Source organism: Psychroflexus salinarum (assembly GCF_042677225.1).
Classification (GTDB): Bacteria; Bacteroidota; Bacteroidia; order Flavobacteriales; family Flavobacteriaceae; genus Psychroflexus; species Psychroflexus salinarum.
Map to the genome: position 1 here is coordinate 317,620 of NZ_JBHTIV010000005.1, position 15,524 is coordinate 333,143.

Consider the following 15,524-nt stretch of genomic DNA (forward strand, 5'->3'; position numbering starts at 1 on the left):
TCTAATTGTATTTTATTTTTCGTAAAATTCTCATATTATCTTTAAGCCGTTGGTAGGCTTTACGCTGAATTTGTTTTAGCAAGGGTTTTGCTTCTTCCAGTTTATCCAAAGAATTCTCAAAGCCATTAAGATAGGCAATAAGGTAAATTGTCGACATATTTACAAGCTCTTTTTTTTCTGCTGAATTTAGTGCTAACTTCTTTTCAAGCTTTTTCAATAAACTATCGTTATGGTTAAGATAGTGTCTAAGCATTTTTTGATCGAATTGAGGTGGTTCAAAAACCAATTCTGATTCGATATCATAATGCATATTATCTCTAAACTGAATGGACACCTTTTCTAAGGGATAATACTGAAATTTATTCTGAAGTCCAAGATGCACATATTCTAAAATCTCAAATTTATCATCATCGTATTGAATTTCGACTTCATCTAAATCAGAATAAAAGAGTTTTACCTGCTCGTTAATCAACTGAATATTTACTCTGGAATAAAAGGTTTTGTCTCCAACGGTTTTAGGTTTAGCAGCCCAGCAGAGCACAAAATATTCCTTGAAGACTTTGTATTTGGGATCATAATCACGGCTTTTCAAAATGAAATCATGAAAGCCATCGAGGGTTAATTCAATATTGTTCTGTGAGTTTTGTTCTATGGCAGCGACAATTTCAGAATTGATATCTTTTATTTCGATATCAAAAACCTTGGGTTTACTTATGCTACCTTCTCGCATAAAAACGGTCCCGCCCCAATACTTCCAAATGTTTTTTCTCAAAGCACAAATGCTATTATCCATTTTAGGCCGTATAGTCACCAGCCCAACCACTTTATCTTCTGGTAAATGTGGGAACTGGATATTCTCATAAGAAACAATTGGCGGGTTCTCTAGGTAGGCGTTAACCAGATTCTGAATCTTGCTATCATCGAAAAAATCCACCCCTAGTATTCGGTTGTTTTCATCTTCAATACCTATGACGATGTAGCCATTGCTTTTGGGATTGGTATTGGATAAAGAGCAAACATGTTTTAAGAATTTGGCTTTACCTTCTCGTGATCCAATATCAACACGCAATTTCTTGTCGTAGAAACTATTCTCGCCACTATGAGCAAGAAGATTTTTTATAAGGAGACGCTTGTTAATCATAGACTTGGCTAAAATTACAGGAAAAAAGTCAACTTAGCTTCAGACAAGTTTGAATTAATTGTAAAAAAAATAGATCCGCCTAAGGCGGATCTATTTTAGAAAAATTAAATGCTAATTGATTATTAGTTAAAGATATATCTCAAACCAACTTGCATTTGCCATCTTGAAGATAAGATGCCTGAATCATCAAAGTTTTCGATATCTGCTTCAGACTGAAAATCATCAGCGTTGAAACTAAATACTGGATCTGGTCCACCTTCTTCAACATCTAAAATACCTATACTTCCAGGTATGAAAGGTCTACGACCCCAATCCTTGTTGATCAGGTTAGTAAAGTTGAAAATATCAAATGACAATTGGAACGTGTGCTTTTTATTATTAAAGTCTAAGCTGAAGTCTTGTAAGAATTTTAAATCTACTATATGACTCCATGGTCCTCTTTCACCATTTCGTTCTGAATACTGTCCTCTTCTTTCGCTCAAGTAATCACTAGAATTAATATAGCTATTAAAAGCTTCCCACTGTTCTTGTTGCTCTGTAGGATTTCCTTCAAAAGTAATCTCGCTGGCGTCTCTAGGGATATAAATAAGTGCATTATCTCTTGAGTCATCGTTAATGATGTTGTCATTTCTACTGTTGTATAAGTAAGTAAATGGACGCCCTTCTTCTCCTGCATAGAATAAAGAAACTGTACTTTTCACGTTGTCGTTCCATTCGTGCTCATAAGAAACATTACCTGTAATTCTAGAGCCTACAGAAAAGCCTGTACGCTGAATACCTGGGTTTGCATTTTTACCATTAACAGTTTCAAGGTTTCTCCACTGGGAAGAGTTTTGGGACGATGTGCCAGGGAAAATTTCATAAGCATCACCATACGTATAGGCTATTTGCCCAGCAAATCCATTAGAGAAAGGTTTAGTCAATTTAAATGTTGCATTATAAGAGTAACCTTCACTAGTGTTAGTTCCTAAAAAGATACTAGAATAATTGTCGTCTATTAAATCTCTTCTATTGTAATAAGGTCTCCCGTCTGCACCGTTAAAATTCCCTACCGGTCCTCTAATGTTCAAGTTTTCATAAAAAACAGCATTTAAGACATCATTGTATAAGAATTCTCCAGATGCAATTAAGTTCCATACTGGTAATTTTTGATCTACTGCAATATTATATTTCGCAACCTGAGGTAATTTAAAGTCTGGAGCGAATAAGTCGATTTGTCCACCTGTAGCACCAGTACCTGGTTCAGCTCCTGGTTGAACTGGCTGATCAAATGGGTCTGGATTAAAAAACACATCTCCATCTATAGCTCTTTCGTCTACGAATCCAGCAGTAACTCCATTATTGTTATATTGTCCACCTGGCCATACCAAAGGAATTCTAGAGGTAAATACACCTACACCACCTCTTACTTGAGTTGTTTTGTTTCCACCAACGTCCCAAGAAAATCCTAATCTTGGAGAAAAGTGTACTTGAGTATCGATACCCTGTCCAACTCTAGCACCTTGTAAGTCTTTTCCGTTTGCTTCAAGTAGTTCAACAGTTCTGGTGTTAAAGTCATTATTTACTAACCCATCTTCAAAGAAAGGTAAATCAATACGAAGACCTAAACTTAGTTTAAAGTCATCTGTCAGGTCAACATCGTCCTGTGCATAAAAACCTAACTGAGAATAACTAAATTCTGCTGCTCCTAAAGAGCTGTCTCCTGTACCACCAAGAAGAGAATATCCTCTATCAAAAAATCTTGCAGGAGCTTCATTTCCATCAACATCATCTAGGTATGTATTGAAATCAGACAATGAATTGAAAGTATAAGATCCGTAGTTTTGTCTAAAAAATACATTTTTAGAATCAAAATACTCGAAGTTGGCTCCGAAAGTCAATTTGTGACGTCCGCTATATACTTCAAAATTATTGGTAATGTTCAACACTTTCTGTTCCAGTAAATTTGCTGTAGAGAAAGGTTCAGAACCAAAGTAAATAGCACCAGATCCATCAAAAATTCGAACTGATGGAAATGGATCTCCAGTAGGATTTCTATCGTCTAAAACATCAGTATAAGCAATGAGTAAGTTGTTAGACATGTTAGAACCATTTGTCGTACTCCACTCTAAAGTAGTAGAATTGGTTCTTGACGGAAAGAATACACCAGCATTAGTATAGTTGATACTTCTGTCTCCACTCTGTCTTGGGTCTGTATTTTCAGCATTCACATAACTATTCTTTAAAGTTATGGTGTTTTTATCGTTCACATTCCAGTCGATACGAGCAATCAATTTATCACTAATAAGTGAAGTGGTATTGTTATCATATATCCCTGGGTTATACCCATAATTATTAATAAGCCCTTGTTTAAGATTTGCTAGATCCTGTGCTGAAGCATTACCCTGGTAACGATCAAATACAAATGGCTGAGGTGTTTGTTCATCCTGTCTTTCGTAGTTGATAAAGTAAAATAATTTATCTTCAACAATTGCCCCACCTACTCTAGCTCCAAAAAGCTCTGCTGTAAAGTCAGTCAGTTTTTCTCTATTGTCTTCCCTAAGTGCTGTTGGTGTTTTACCAGCTAAGTCTTGATTTCTTAAATAGTAATAAGCAGACCCTTCTGTATTATTAGAACCTGAACGCGTAATCGCATTGATAGATCCACCTGCAAAACCAGATTGTCTTACGTCGAAAGGAGAAAGGTTAACCTGGAAAGACTCAATTGCATCAATAGAAATTGGGCTTACACCAGTCTGACCTCCGTTTGTTCCTGAACCTGCCAAACCAAACGCATCATTATTGACAGCACCGTCAATATAAATAGCGTTGTAACGGTTGTTTTGACCACCTAATGAAATACTTCCATTCTCGCCCACCTGAGCTTCTGGAGTAGTTCTAATGAAGTCTCCTAAAGAACGTGTTGCAGAAGGCAAGTTTTTAACTTGTCTCTGAGAAATGTTAGTATTGGATCCAGTCTGACCTGAATCAAAAATACCGTTTTTAGAAGCTGAAATGATTACTTCATCTAACGCGTTGTTAGATTCAGACATTTGTCTGCTAATTCTTTCAGAATCACCTAGTCTTAAAAAAACTCCTTCTAATAGAATATCCTCAAAACCAACGTAAGTGATAGTCAATGTGTAAGGACCACCAACACGCATGTTTGGAATTCTGTAGTACCCATCAAAATCGGTAACCACACCGTACTGCGTCCCAGTAGGTGTATGAACAGCAATCACGTTTGCCCCGGGAAGAGGCTGATCGTTATTGTCTGTAATCTGACCGTTAATAGAGGAAGTCGTTACCCCTTGTGCAAATACACCTACTCCTATCAACAAGAATAAGCCAAGTAGCAATTTTTTCATTTGAAAATTTTTTTTGTTTATATTTTGGTGCAAAGTAAGCTCAGGATAAAAGTTCTAATATTAAGCCAATGTTAAGAAACACTGTTAAAAAATTAAATTTGAATTTTACTGATGCTACTAAAATCAAGCTTAAATCTTAATTGAAATAAAAAAATAGTTTTTTATTGCGATTAGCTTCTTAAAAATGCTATTGTAGTAAATCTTGAAGTTGAATTTTAAAGAATCTCTTTATACTCAACTTGATCAATTTTGGCTTTTAGAGGAGCAATAAATTCAAAATAAGAAGGCTTAAGTTTTTCTTCCATAGGCTCTGCTTCTGGGAGATCTTGTTTGTAGGGATCTACCTGTCTTCCATTAACCCAAAATCTATAGCAAACATGAGGTCCAGTTGCTAAACCGGTTTGGCCTACGTAGCCAATAATTTCACCTTGCTTTACATACTGACCAACTTTTACAGCTCTACGAGACATGTGCAAGTATTGTGTTTCATACTGATTTGTATGTCTCACCTTTACATAATTACCGTTGCCCCTGGTGTAACTTGATTTAGTTACTACCCCATCTGCGGTTGACCAAATAGGCGTTCCTGTTCCAGCAGCATAATCTGTCCCCTTATGCGCTTTCCAACGTTTCTGAACTGGATGAAAACGACGTCTTGTGTAGCGGGAAGATATTCTACTAAACTGCAAAGGAGCTTTCAAGAAAAATTTTCTAAGTGTTTTGGCGTTTTCATCAAAGTAATCTGTACGACCGGTTAAAGAATCCATTTCAAATTCGAAAGCATAAAACTCTCTCCCATTATGCTTCAGAAGAGCTGCATCGATACTTTCTAATCCAGCGTAGATTGTATCATCTATGTATCTTTCTTTATAAATAAGCTTAAACTGGTCTCCTTTCTTTAGTTTAAAGAAATCGACACTCCATTGATAAATATCCGCAAATCTATTGGTAAGCAAATAGTCTAAACCTGCTTCGTCAATTGCTGCTGAAAGTGATGAAGATATGACTCCAGAAGTTGTCTTCCTTTTTATGCTGACTGGTTTTGATTTGGCTTCACCTCTAACACTGTCAAGGCTTATAACTGCGTAATCAATTACAGATTTTTGGTACACAAAATGCTCAACTTTCTGAGTAGAGTCCTTACTTTTAACTATCACATAAGGCTTACCGTAATTAATTCTTCTAAAATTCATTACTGAATCTGGAATACTTTGTGTAATCTGGTAAACTTTTCCGGGAGAAACTCCATAATTGTCCATAATAGTACCAAAAGTTTCTCCTTTCTTTACCGTATCAAAAACGACTTCGTAGTCGCTTAACGCAAATCCAAAAATCTTAGGCTCTGGAGTTGGCTCTATACTAATAGATTCGGTAATTTCACTGGGCTGAGCGTCTTCGATATCGTCGTTACAGGAGATAATGGTAAAGCCTATTAAAACTAGAAAAAGACGTATCTTGAAGGGATTGAGCATAAATGTTTTAATTGAAAACGTCAAAAATACGTTTTATTATAAAGAGGACAAGACATAGATATAAATAGGCTCTTAAAGAAAATAAAAAAACCTCTTGGAAGAGGTTTTTTTATTATTTGAAATTTTAGACAATTATTTATCTGCCAAAGCTTCAGCTCCTGCGACAATTTCCAAGATCTCATTGGTAATTGATGCTTGTCTTGCTTTGTTATAAGATAATTTCAAATCATCTCTTAATTCGGTGGCATTATCAGTTGCTTTATGCATTGCTGTCATTCTTGCACCATGTTCTGAAGCGACAGAATCTCTGATTGCTTTAAACAATTGGATCTTTAGTGACTTCGGAATTAATTCTTCTACAATTTCAACTTTATTAGGTTCAAAGATATAATCAGATGAAATACTTTCTCCGCCCTTTTTACTAGCTGGTTTTATAGGTAAAAACTGCTCATTAGTGACAATTTGAGTTGCAGCATTTTTGAAACTATTATAAACAAGCTCTATCTTATCATACTTTTCAGATTTGAACATTTCCATTAAATGCTCGGCTATTTCAGCTACATCATCGTAAGATAAATCGTCATATATGTCATTGTGAGAAGATTTAATCTCACGCTTCTTCTTCAAGACATCTCCAGCCTTTTTACCTATACCAATAATATCAACTGATTTGCTAGAGTAGGTTTCATCAATGAGAGTTCTTACTCGCTTTACAATGTTTGTATTGAAAGCACCAGCCAATCCTCTATTTGAGGAGATAGCAACAATCAATACAGATTTTACTTCTCTCTGGTTGGAATAAGGGCTGCTCGTATCGTTGTCTAATGAAGCGCTCAAACTTTGTAATAATTCAGTAAGTTTATCAGCATAAGGACGCATGTCCTCAATCGCATTTTGAGCACGATTTAACTTTGCAGCAGACACCATTTTCATGGCACTTGTAATCTGCATCGTTGACGATACCGATGTTATCCTACTTCTTAATTCCTTTAAATTAGCCATAAACTAAACTTTATGCTTTGTATTTTGCAGATATTTCTTTGGCTGCACTTGTAAGTGTGTCAGTAATTTCATCTGTCAATTTACCTGCTTTTAATTGATCTAAGACATCTCTGTGCTTAGAGTTTAAGTAAGACAAGTAATCTTTTTCAAATTCTTTAATTTTATCAACAGGAACAGATCTCATTAAGTTTTTAGTTCCTGCAAAAACGATTGCGATTTGATCTTCAACAGCAAATGGATTTGCTTCTGCTTGTTTTAAGATTTCAACGTTACGCTTTCCTTTTTCAATCGTATTTTGAGTAGAAGCATCAAGGTCTGAACCAAATTTAGCAAACGCTTCTAGTTCTCTATATTGTGCCTGGTCAAGTTTCAATGTACCAGCAACTTTCTTCATAGACTTAATCTGAGCTGAACCTCCAACACGAGATACAGAAATACCAACATCAATAGCTGGTCTTACTCCAGAGTTAAACAAATCTGAAGTTAGGAAAATCTGTCCATCTGTAATCGAAATTACGTTGGTAGGGATATAAGCAGAGACATCTCCTGCCTGAGTTTCAATAATTGGTAAAGCAGTAAGAGATCCACCACCTTTAACTTTACCTTGTAAAGCTTCAGGTAAATCATTCATCTGTTTAGCAATATTATCATCGTTGATAATTTTTGCTGAACGCTCCAATAATCTTGAGTGAAGGTAGAATACATCCCCAGGATAAGCCTCACGACCTGGAGGTCTTCTTAACAATAGAGACACTTCACGATATGCAACAGCCTGCTTAGATAAATCATCATAAATGATTAAAGCTGGTCTTCCAGTATCTCTAAAATATTCACCGATTGCAGCACCAGCAAGTGGAGCATACACCTGCATAGCAGCAGGATCTGACGCATTAGCGGCAACTATTGTAGTATAAGCTAAAGCTCCTCTCTCTTCTAAAAGATTAGCAATACCAGCAACAGTAGAAGCTTTTTGCCCGATCGCTACATAAATACAATATACAGGCTCACCTTTATCGTAAAATTCTTTTTGATTAAGAATTGTATCGATACAAACAGATGTTTTACCAGTCTGTCTATCGCCAATCACCAATTCTCTTTGGCCTCTTCCTACAGGAACCATTGCATCAATAGATTTGATACCAGTTTGCATAGGTTCGGTTACTGGCTGTCTGTAGATAACTCCAGGAGCTTTTCTCTCGATAGGCATTAAGAAAGTTTCACCTTCGATATCACCTTTTCCATCGATAGTTTCTCCTAATGTGTTTACAACACGACCAACAATTCCTTCTCCTACTTGTATAGAAGAAATCTTCTTGGTTCTCTTTACGGAATCTCCCTCATTAATGTCATTGGACTTACCTAAAAGCACCACACCTACAGAGTCTTCCTCTAGGTTAAGCACCATCCCGTTAAGTCCTCCTTCAAATTCTACAAGCTCTCCAAGTTGTGCATTGGTCAAACCATAAACATTGGCGATACCATCACCAACTCTAAGAACTGTTCCTACTTCATCTAAAGAGGTTTCAGATTCGAAACCCGAGATTTGCTTTTTTAAGATTGCTGTAACTTCAGCAGAGTTTACTTCAGCCATAATTTATTTTGCATTAAATGGTAAATACATACCGCTTAGTTTTATAATAATTGTCTTTTGAATCGTTTAAGACCGCTAGAAACACTTCCATCAAATTGAAGGTCTTTCAATCTGAGTATAAATCCACCAAGAATAGATTCATCGACTTGGTTTGTTAGATTTGCTGTGTAACCAGAAATTTCTTTAATTTTTTCTTGCACTTTATCTTCAAGATCTTTAGTCATTTCGACAGCTGTTGTCACAGTTGCATATTGAATGTGATGCTTGGTATTATAAAGTTCAATATATTGTTCTGAGACATGCTCCAATAATTCAACACGATTATTATGAGCAAGCGTTTTAATAAGTTTTTTGACTAAAGTTTCGACTTCATCAAAAATTTCTAAAAGCACAGCCTCTTTTTTGCTTACTTCAATTAATGGGCTTGTAAGCATCAGTTTAAGATCTTTATTGTTGGAAACGGTAGAATATATAGAATTAAAGTTTTCTAAAACTTTGTCTTCCAGTTTGTTTTCTTGAGCCAATTCTATGATTGCCTTCGCGTACCTTTTTCCTGCTCTACTTCCCATGTATCTTATTAATTAAGTTTGACGTCGTCAAGCATTTTATTCACTAAAGTCATTTGCTCTTTCTTATCATCCAACTGCTTTTTAACAACAGTTTCAGCGATTTGAACAGACAATTCAGCAACCTGAGACTTTATTTCTGCTAGAGCTTGTTTCTTCTCACTTTCAATTGTGACTTGAGCTTTCTCAAGAATTCTTTCAGATTTTTCATTAGCATCTTCAGTAGCTTCCTCGATGATAGACTTTTTCATTTCTTGAGCTTCTTTCAACATTTCATCGCGTTCAGCTCTGGCTTGTTGAAGCAACTTTTCATTATCAGCTTTCAAGTTAGCCAATTCTTCTTTAGCTTTTTCAGCAGAAGCTAAGGCATCATTAATCGAAGCTTCTCTTTCGCCTACAGCTTTCATTACCGGCTTCCAAGCGAACTTAGTAAGCAAGAAAATCAAAATAATCATGACAACTACTTGCCAAACAAATAAACCGTATTCAGGAGTAATTAAATCCATATATGATAAGTGTTTTTTTTAAATAAAAATAAAACCCTCACCCAACCAACCGTTGGCTATGAGGGTTTTCATCATTTTTATGAGGTAAGAACCCCAAGTAAGGCAGCAACTACTCCAAAAAGAGCAACACCTTCTACAAGTGCAGCTGCAATAATCATAGCTGTCTGGATTTTCCCAGAAGCTTCTGGCTGGCGAGCGATAGCTTCCATTGCGGATCCACCGATTTTACCGATACCAATTGCTCCTCCCAAAACTGCCAATCCAGCTCCTAAAGCTGCAAGTCCTACGTGTAATAATTCCATAGTAAATAAATATTAAAAATTAAAGATTAATGATGTTCATGTTCTTGAACTGCCATTCCAATAAATAAGGCTGACAGCATTGTAAATATAAAAGCTTGCAAAAATGCAACAAGTAATTCTAAAACTGTAATAAACAAAGCAAAAGGGACTGAGATGGCTGCAACTCCCGCAGTCTCTAAAATAAAAATCAATCCGATTAAACTTAAGATAATAATGTGTCCTGCTGTAATGTTAGCAAACAAACGTATCATAAGAGCAATAGGTTTTGTGAATACACCTAAAATTTCAACAAGAGCCAAAATTGGCTTTACAAATGTTGGTATACCAGGCATCCAAAAAATATGTTGCCAATAGTCTTTATTAGCATTGATTAAAATAAGTGCCAGCGTAAATAAACCTAAAGCTACTGTTACAGATATGTTACCAGTAACATTTGCTGCGCCTGGCAGAAGACCCATAAGGTTAGAAATCCAAATGAAGAAAAATACCGTTAAAAGAAAAGGCATAAATTTCATATATTTTTTCTCTCCTATTTGAGGTCTTGCTATTTCATCTCTAACAAATATTACTAGTGTCTCAAGTATATTTTTAAAACCTTTTGGCGCAGCTTTGGATTTTCTGTAATGTTTTGCAAGTCCCAAAAATATGAACACAAGCAGTATAGCAGAAATAAGCATAGAAGCTACATTCTTTGTTATCGAAATATCAAATGGTCTGTTAGCATTAAGAGCCGCGTGAGATTCTTCATCAAACTTCAGAGCACTCTCTCCTTCGTTTAATACATAAATTTTCTCATGATAGTTTACGAATTTTTGACCATTGGACTCAACCACATACTCACCCTCTACATCATGATGAAATTCACTCGACATGAAGCTAGTAAGACCCTTATCTGTCCACAGAATTACTGGCAAAGGCAACGTAAAAGAATCTTCTCCTTCCCCAAAAAAATGCCATCCGTGAGAATCACTGATGTGATGCATTATCATTTCGGTAGGATTGAAACTTTCGTCAATAACTTCTTCAGTTTCTACCTGAGCGAAGGATGAAAAAGAATTTAAAATAAGCATGAGCATTAAAGCCACTGTAATCTTTGAAGATTTGTGTGTTGCCATAGATAGTTGACTTAATATCAATTCGAAAATTTCGTGCAAATGTAAGTTTTTACTTTCTAATTTTAAATGAAAGCATCAAAAAAATATTTTTTCAATAAGATATAATTTGTTTTGAGCGCTTTTTATTGAAAATTATTTAATTTAATTTGATTCTTTTGGGTTAATCAGTTTAATAACCTGGACCGCTTCAAAAATCAAAAACAAGAAGTAAGGAACAAAGAAATTGAGAATATTAGCAAAGGATGGCTTATCTTCAGAAAGAAAACCTGGTAGCAGAAAAAGAATGGCTGCTAGCATCTTCAATAGACTTGTCCCCATAAAGGCAAAACCAGCATAGTCTTTATAATTTGCATAAATCAACTGAATAATTCCAGCCACAACTAAAGCTGATATGATGTGGAATGCATAGATCGAAATAATAGAATAATATGTTATAATTGAAAAAATGGAGTCAATTCCCCAGTGAATTAAAATTATAACAATTGAAAATATGAATATGGATACATAGGGATTTCTGAAAATGTTTTTCATGAAGTATTACTTGAATTTTTTAAGTGAAGTTATAACTTGAGCTAAAGCAACGAAAATCCCTAAAAGCGATAATATGATAGTAAAGAGTTTGGAAGAATCTGTGTACTTTTCATCCAGCCAGATTCCAAGAAAAACTGAACCTATTATAATGATACCCATTTGAAAACCTAGCCCGGAAAAATACAACCAAGGATTAGGCTGATTGTTCTTTTTTGGCATTACCAGATATGGATTTTATTGCGCCCTTCATGCTACAGGTAGCGTTGAATACTGCGCCAGGTTCTATTGAAAGTTTATCGGCAAAAACCTCACCTTCAATTTTTGCAGTGGCTCTTAAAGTTAATAGCTTGGTCACCTTAAGTTCTCCTTTGAATTCTCCTTCGAAGTCAGCATTTTCACACTCGATTTGACCTTCTATATATCCTGTTTTGCCAACTACAATTTTACCGGGGGTTTTAATATTCCCAATTACTTTACCTTCTATACGAAAACTCCCCTGAGATTCAATACCGCCTTTGAAAACGGTGCCTTGTGCAATCTTGTTTTGTTCTTTTGTTAAATCTGAATTCATAGGGTTATTTTTTTTTTCTGAAAACATACTGTTTATTTTTTTTCTAAATATTCATCAAGATTTTTATTAATCTGAGCAATCTTATAATTCTCCTCTGTAATCACAAAATAAGTGAAACTTTTATCAAAAATGGCATTTTTTATAAACTTTTCTGCCAAGCCTTCTGCACCTAATTTACTTTTAAGACCATTTATCGTTAATAAAGTTTGATTTTGACTATAATTATTTATATTTAAACTCAATTCAAGACCTTGCTCGTCTTGGATTGAAGCTTCCAATTTATTTTTTAATTCCTGAATTTGAGATTCTTCGGTATTATTTTTATTAAAATCAAACACTAGTAAGTAACCTTCATCTGGACCTGGGTTCATGTCAAATTCAGAAGAAGGTGGATTTCGTTTTAATTCTTCAAATCGCTTTTGAGCATACTTGCCTTCTTGCGACTGAGGGTAAGTTAAAGCAACATAATTGAGAGCTTCTGTATATGCCTTCACCCCTTCATGCTTAGCCAGTACTCGAGCCTTTAGAAGTTCTAATTTTGGTAAAATTGAATTTCCTACAAAAACCTTAGAATAAGTATCAATTTCATTTAGAACATATTCATACTTACCAGATTTGTAACTCTTATATAGATTATTGTAAATATTTTGAGGGTTCTCTGCATCGCTTCTATAAGCCTCAGGATTTCTCAAAATACTAGCGTATCTTGAATCTGGATGGCTTTTTAATATTTCATTTTTCCATTGATTAGCTAATTCTACCTCTCCTATCTCATCATAAATTTTATACAGATAATACTTAGAAGGCAAGACCAGGCGCTCCTCAGGATTGTGCTCAAGCAAAAAATTCAATTTTGAAATTGCAAGATTATATTTTTTAAATTTCTCCTTATATATAATACCGAGTTGATAATATGCGAAATTTCTTTCGTCAGAAATACTATCGATTACTTTTTCATCACTTGGGATTTCAGCAATATAAGTTTGAGGATCAAACTCGGGCTTCACACTCTCTTCTTCAACAATAACTTCATCATTTTCCAAATCAGTCTTTCTAGAAGGATTTCTCCTCCAATCGTCTGTTAATTTTATATTACCCCAAGTCTTTCTGAAGGATTCTTCACCTCTTTGTTTTTGAGTAATGTTGTAAAAATAAAATTCTGAAGTATTGGCTCTTCCTCCACCTATCTGGCTTTTTTGTGCTCCGAATCTTGAATTGCCTAGTTTTGAAGTCTTGTTACTGGCAAAAACACTTTTTTCTTCTTCTTTAAGCTTTTCGATATAAGTCGTGAAAAATTGAATCCGCTTTTCTTCAGAAGCTTCTACCAAATTCAAAATACTATCAGTTTCTTTTGCAATTTTTTCATACTTAATAACATCTTCGAGGTTGTCTCGTTTTCTTTTGACTTGTCTATATTCCAGACTTTCCTGAGCCAGATTGCTTAAAGTACTATCGTAGTATTTTCCAGATGTTTCATAAGAGGCTCTGTCAAAATAAATTTCTCCAAGATTGAAATAATTTCTGCTTTTTAAATATTTATCTTTTGGCTCTTGTCTAAGTGACTTGTTGAATTTATCAATAGCTAAATCAACAGAATCTTTTGCTAGACGAAAAACTGCGTTATCGTAATGAATAAAGTCTAAGAAAGGTCGATTTTCACGGTTTTCTGTAAGTTCTTGAAAGGACAGCTCCGTCTCATACCAAGGTGCGTTTTCAAAACCCTGAAGTCTTAATTTCTCCAATTTTGAATGAATCATATAACGTCGAGGTGACTTCCTGTTCAAAGCAATAACATCGTCAAAGCTTGCCATAGCACTATCCTTTTCTCCTAACAATGAATATAACTGACCTTTTATGTAAAGTAAACGACCTCGTTTTTCATCATCCGGAGCAGTTTCTATAGCCCTTCTCAGAGGTGGAATAGCAAGTCTTTTCTCGTTTTCAAAGATATATGCTTGCGCCAGAGTCGTTGAAGCTTCAAAGCTTTCCAAAGGAGTTAATTCTGTAGAATTAATGAGAGAAACTAAATTCTCAATGGCCATATCAAAATACTCAAGTCTTAAATTGGTCTTTTCAACCCAAATCTTAGCTTCATTTATAGTTGAACTTTTTGGGTAATGATTCAATATAAAATTAAAAGCATCTTTAGATGGAACAAAACGTTGATCATAATACCTAGCTTTTCCTAGAAGTAAAAAAGCCTCATCAATTTGCGGATTGTATTCTTTGCCACCCATAAACATAGAATGTTTCTGGATAGACTTGGTTGCCTTTTCTTCTGCAATTTCAAAATTTGAATTTTCAGATGTATTGGTGTTTTTATTAAAAGTTTTAGGCTTAGCTTTTTTTATTGCCATCCTTTCAACTGGTAAAACTGTCCAATAATCCTCCATGTAAGAAGCTTCAACTTCTTTTTTACCTTTTTCCAGGGCCAAATTACCATTATAAACAATATTATAATAAGTAGTCATAGCATGAAAATTCTTGTTCAAGAATTTATCTTTTTTCCTTGAGCATGATGATACTAAGACAGCACAAAAAAGGAGTAAAAAAAGAAGTTTTAGCCGCATGAAAAATAGTCTTAATTTAATAACTTAAAAAAATAGACAAAATTATAATTTCGTAAAAATAGGTAGAATTTATAAACTCGATGTTTTTGGACGTATTTATGAGTTATCTCTCAAAATAAAGCTCAAGTTCTTTGAGAGTTGCCTCGCTTGTGTAGATATCTTTTACAATTTGACCTTTGTCTAAAACCACCACACGTTCACAAACATCTGTGACATGCATCAAGTCATGACTTGACACTAAAACTGTCACATGTTTCTGTTTTGACAAATCCTTAATGATTTTCTTAAGTCGAATTTGAGTTGTAGGGTCTAGGTTGGCAAAAGGTTCATCCAGGATTACAACTTCAGGATTACCGATAAGGGCTGCTACGATACCGGCTTTCTTTTGGTTTCCTTTAGAAAGATCTCTGAGGTATTTCTTCTGGTTGAGAATTTCTCCGTGAAAAAAGTCTTCAAACTCAGCTAAAAGTTCGTCAACCTCAGCTTTAGATGTGTTACGTAAATCACCAATAAAGTAAAAATATTCTTCAGCAGTAAGATAGCCTATTAAGAAACTTTCATCTATAAAAGATGAAGTATAGGGCTTCCAGTCTTCACTTTTACTTACAATTATTCCTTTGTTTTCAATCTGCCCGGTAGTTGGCTGAATAAGGTCGAGCAGTAAACTAAAAAAAGTAGTTTTCCCCGCTCCATTATTCCCTACTAATCCAAAACTTTGGCCTTTTGGAATTTCTAAAGCTTCTATGTCTAAAACTTTATCGGCGTTATAGCTTTTGGATAAATTTTGAACTTGAATAATCGTTTCCATAG

The 15,524-nt window shown here is 34.9% G+C and carries 14 protein-coding genes; all 14 read right to left on the bottom strand.

The genetic code is table 11. The features are described from left to right. Position 1 precedes the first annotated feature (1 nt). The 14 genes from ACFQ0R_RS03605 to ACFQ0R_RS03670 all read right to left on the bottom strand — a co-directional run bounded on the left by ACFQ0R_RS03605 (position 2) and on the right by ACFQ0R_RS03670 (position 15,522). On the bottom strand, positions 2-1,141 hold the full coding sequence (locus tag ACFQ0R_RS03605; RefSeq protein ID WP_379657009.1) for an ATP-binding protein: 1,140 nt from the start codon (positions 1,139-1,141) through the stop codon (positions 2-4). Positions 1,142-1,263: 122 nt separating this feature from the next. Continuing rightward, on the bottom strand, positions 1,264-4,488 hold the full coding sequence (locus ACFQ0R_RS03610) for a TonB-dependent receptor (protein ID WP_379657010.1): 3,225 nt from the start codon (positions 4,486-4,488) through the stop codon (positions 1,264-1,266). Positions 4,489-4,703: 215 nt separating this feature from the next. Continuing rightward, on the bottom strand, positions 4,704-5,960 hold the full coding sequence (locus tag ACFQ0R_RS03615) for a peptidoglycan DD-metalloendopeptidase family protein (RefSeq protein ID WP_379657011.1): 1,257 nt from the start codon (positions 5,958-5,960) through the stop codon (positions 4,704-4,706). 132 nt (positions 5,961-6,092) lie between these two features. Further along, positions 6,093-6,962 carry an ATP synthase F1 subunit gamma gene (atpG, locus tag ACFQ0R_RS03620; protein ID WP_379657012.1) on the bottom strand — a complete coding sequence of 290 codons (870 nt, stop codon included), beginning with the start codon at positions 6,960-6,962 and terminating at the stop codon, positions 6,093-6,095. Positions 6,963-6,972: 10 nt separating this feature from the next. Continuing rightward, positions 6,973-8,553: a F0F1 ATP synthase subunit alpha gene (atpA, locus tag ACFQ0R_RS03625; RefSeq protein ID WP_379657013.1), complete on the bottom strand. Its 1,581-nt coding sequence runs from the start codon at positions 8,551-8,553 to the stop codon at positions 6,973-6,975. A gap of 41 nt (positions 8,554-8,594) precedes the next feature. Beyond that, a complete protein-coding gene (gene atpH, locus ACFQ0R_RS03630; RefSeq protein WP_379657014.1) occupies positions 8,595-9,122 on the bottom strand; it encodes an ATP synthase F1 subunit delta in 528 nt (175 codons plus the stop codon). 8 nt (positions 9,123-9,130) lie between these two features. Further along, the gene (locus ACFQ0R_RS03635; protein WP_379657015.1) at positions 9,131-9,625 is read right to left on the bottom strand and encodes a F0F1 ATP synthase subunit B; all 495 of its coding nucleotides are present in this window, start codon (positions 9,623-9,625) and stop codon (positions 9,131-9,133) included. Positions 9,626-9,702: 77 nt separating this feature from the next. Then, positions 9,703-9,927 carry an ATP synthase F0 subunit C gene (gene atpE / locus ACFQ0R_RS03640; RefSeq protein WP_379657016.1) on the bottom strand — a complete coding sequence of 75 codons (225 nt, stop codon included), beginning with the start codon at positions 9,925-9,927 and terminating at the stop codon, positions 9,703-9,705. A gap of 26 nt (positions 9,928-9,953) precedes the next feature. Beyond that, positions 9,954-11,042 carry a F0F1 ATP synthase subunit A gene (gene atpB / locus ACFQ0R_RS03645; RefSeq protein ID WP_379657017.1) on the bottom strand — a complete coding sequence of 363 codons (1,089 nt, stop codon included), beginning with the start codon at positions 11,040-11,042 and terminating at the stop codon, positions 9,954-9,956. A 141-nt stretch (positions 11,043-11,183) separates the two neighbouring features. After that, on the bottom strand, positions 11,184-11,573 hold the full coding sequence (locus tag ACFQ0R_RS03650) for a DUF6168 family protein (RefSeq protein ID WP_379657018.1): 390 nt from the start codon (positions 11,571-11,573) through the stop codon (positions 11,184-11,186). A gap of 6 nt (positions 11,574-11,579) precedes the next feature. Further along, positions 11,580-11,792, bottom strand: a complete 213-nt coding sequence (locus tag ACFQ0R_RS03655; protein WP_379657019.1) for an AtpZ/AtpI family protein — start codon at positions 11,790-11,792, stop codon at positions 11,580-11,582. Then, a complete protein-coding gene (locus tag ACFQ0R_RS03660; RefSeq protein ID WP_379657020.1) occupies positions 11,767-12,171 on the bottom strand; it encodes a bactofilin family protein in 405 nt (134 codons plus the stop codon). The genes ACFQ0R_RS03655 and ACFQ0R_RS03660 overlap by 26 nt, the downstream gene beginning before the upstream one ends. Positions 12,172-12,176: 5 nt before the next feature. Next, positions 12,177-14,714 carry a type IX secretion system periplasmic lipoprotein PorW/SprE gene (gene porW / locus ACFQ0R_RS03665; protein WP_449314340.1) on the bottom strand — a complete coding sequence of 846 codons (2,538 nt, stop codon included), beginning with the start codon at positions 14,712-14,714 and terminating at the stop codon, positions 12,177-12,179. Positions 14,715-14,817: 103 nt separating this feature from the next. Continuing rightward, entirely contained in the window at positions 14,818-15,522 is a 705-nt protein-coding gene (locus ACFQ0R_RS03670; protein ID WP_379657022.1) for an ABC transporter ATP-binding protein, read from the bottom strand. Positions 15,523-15,524: the final 2 nt, after the last annotated feature.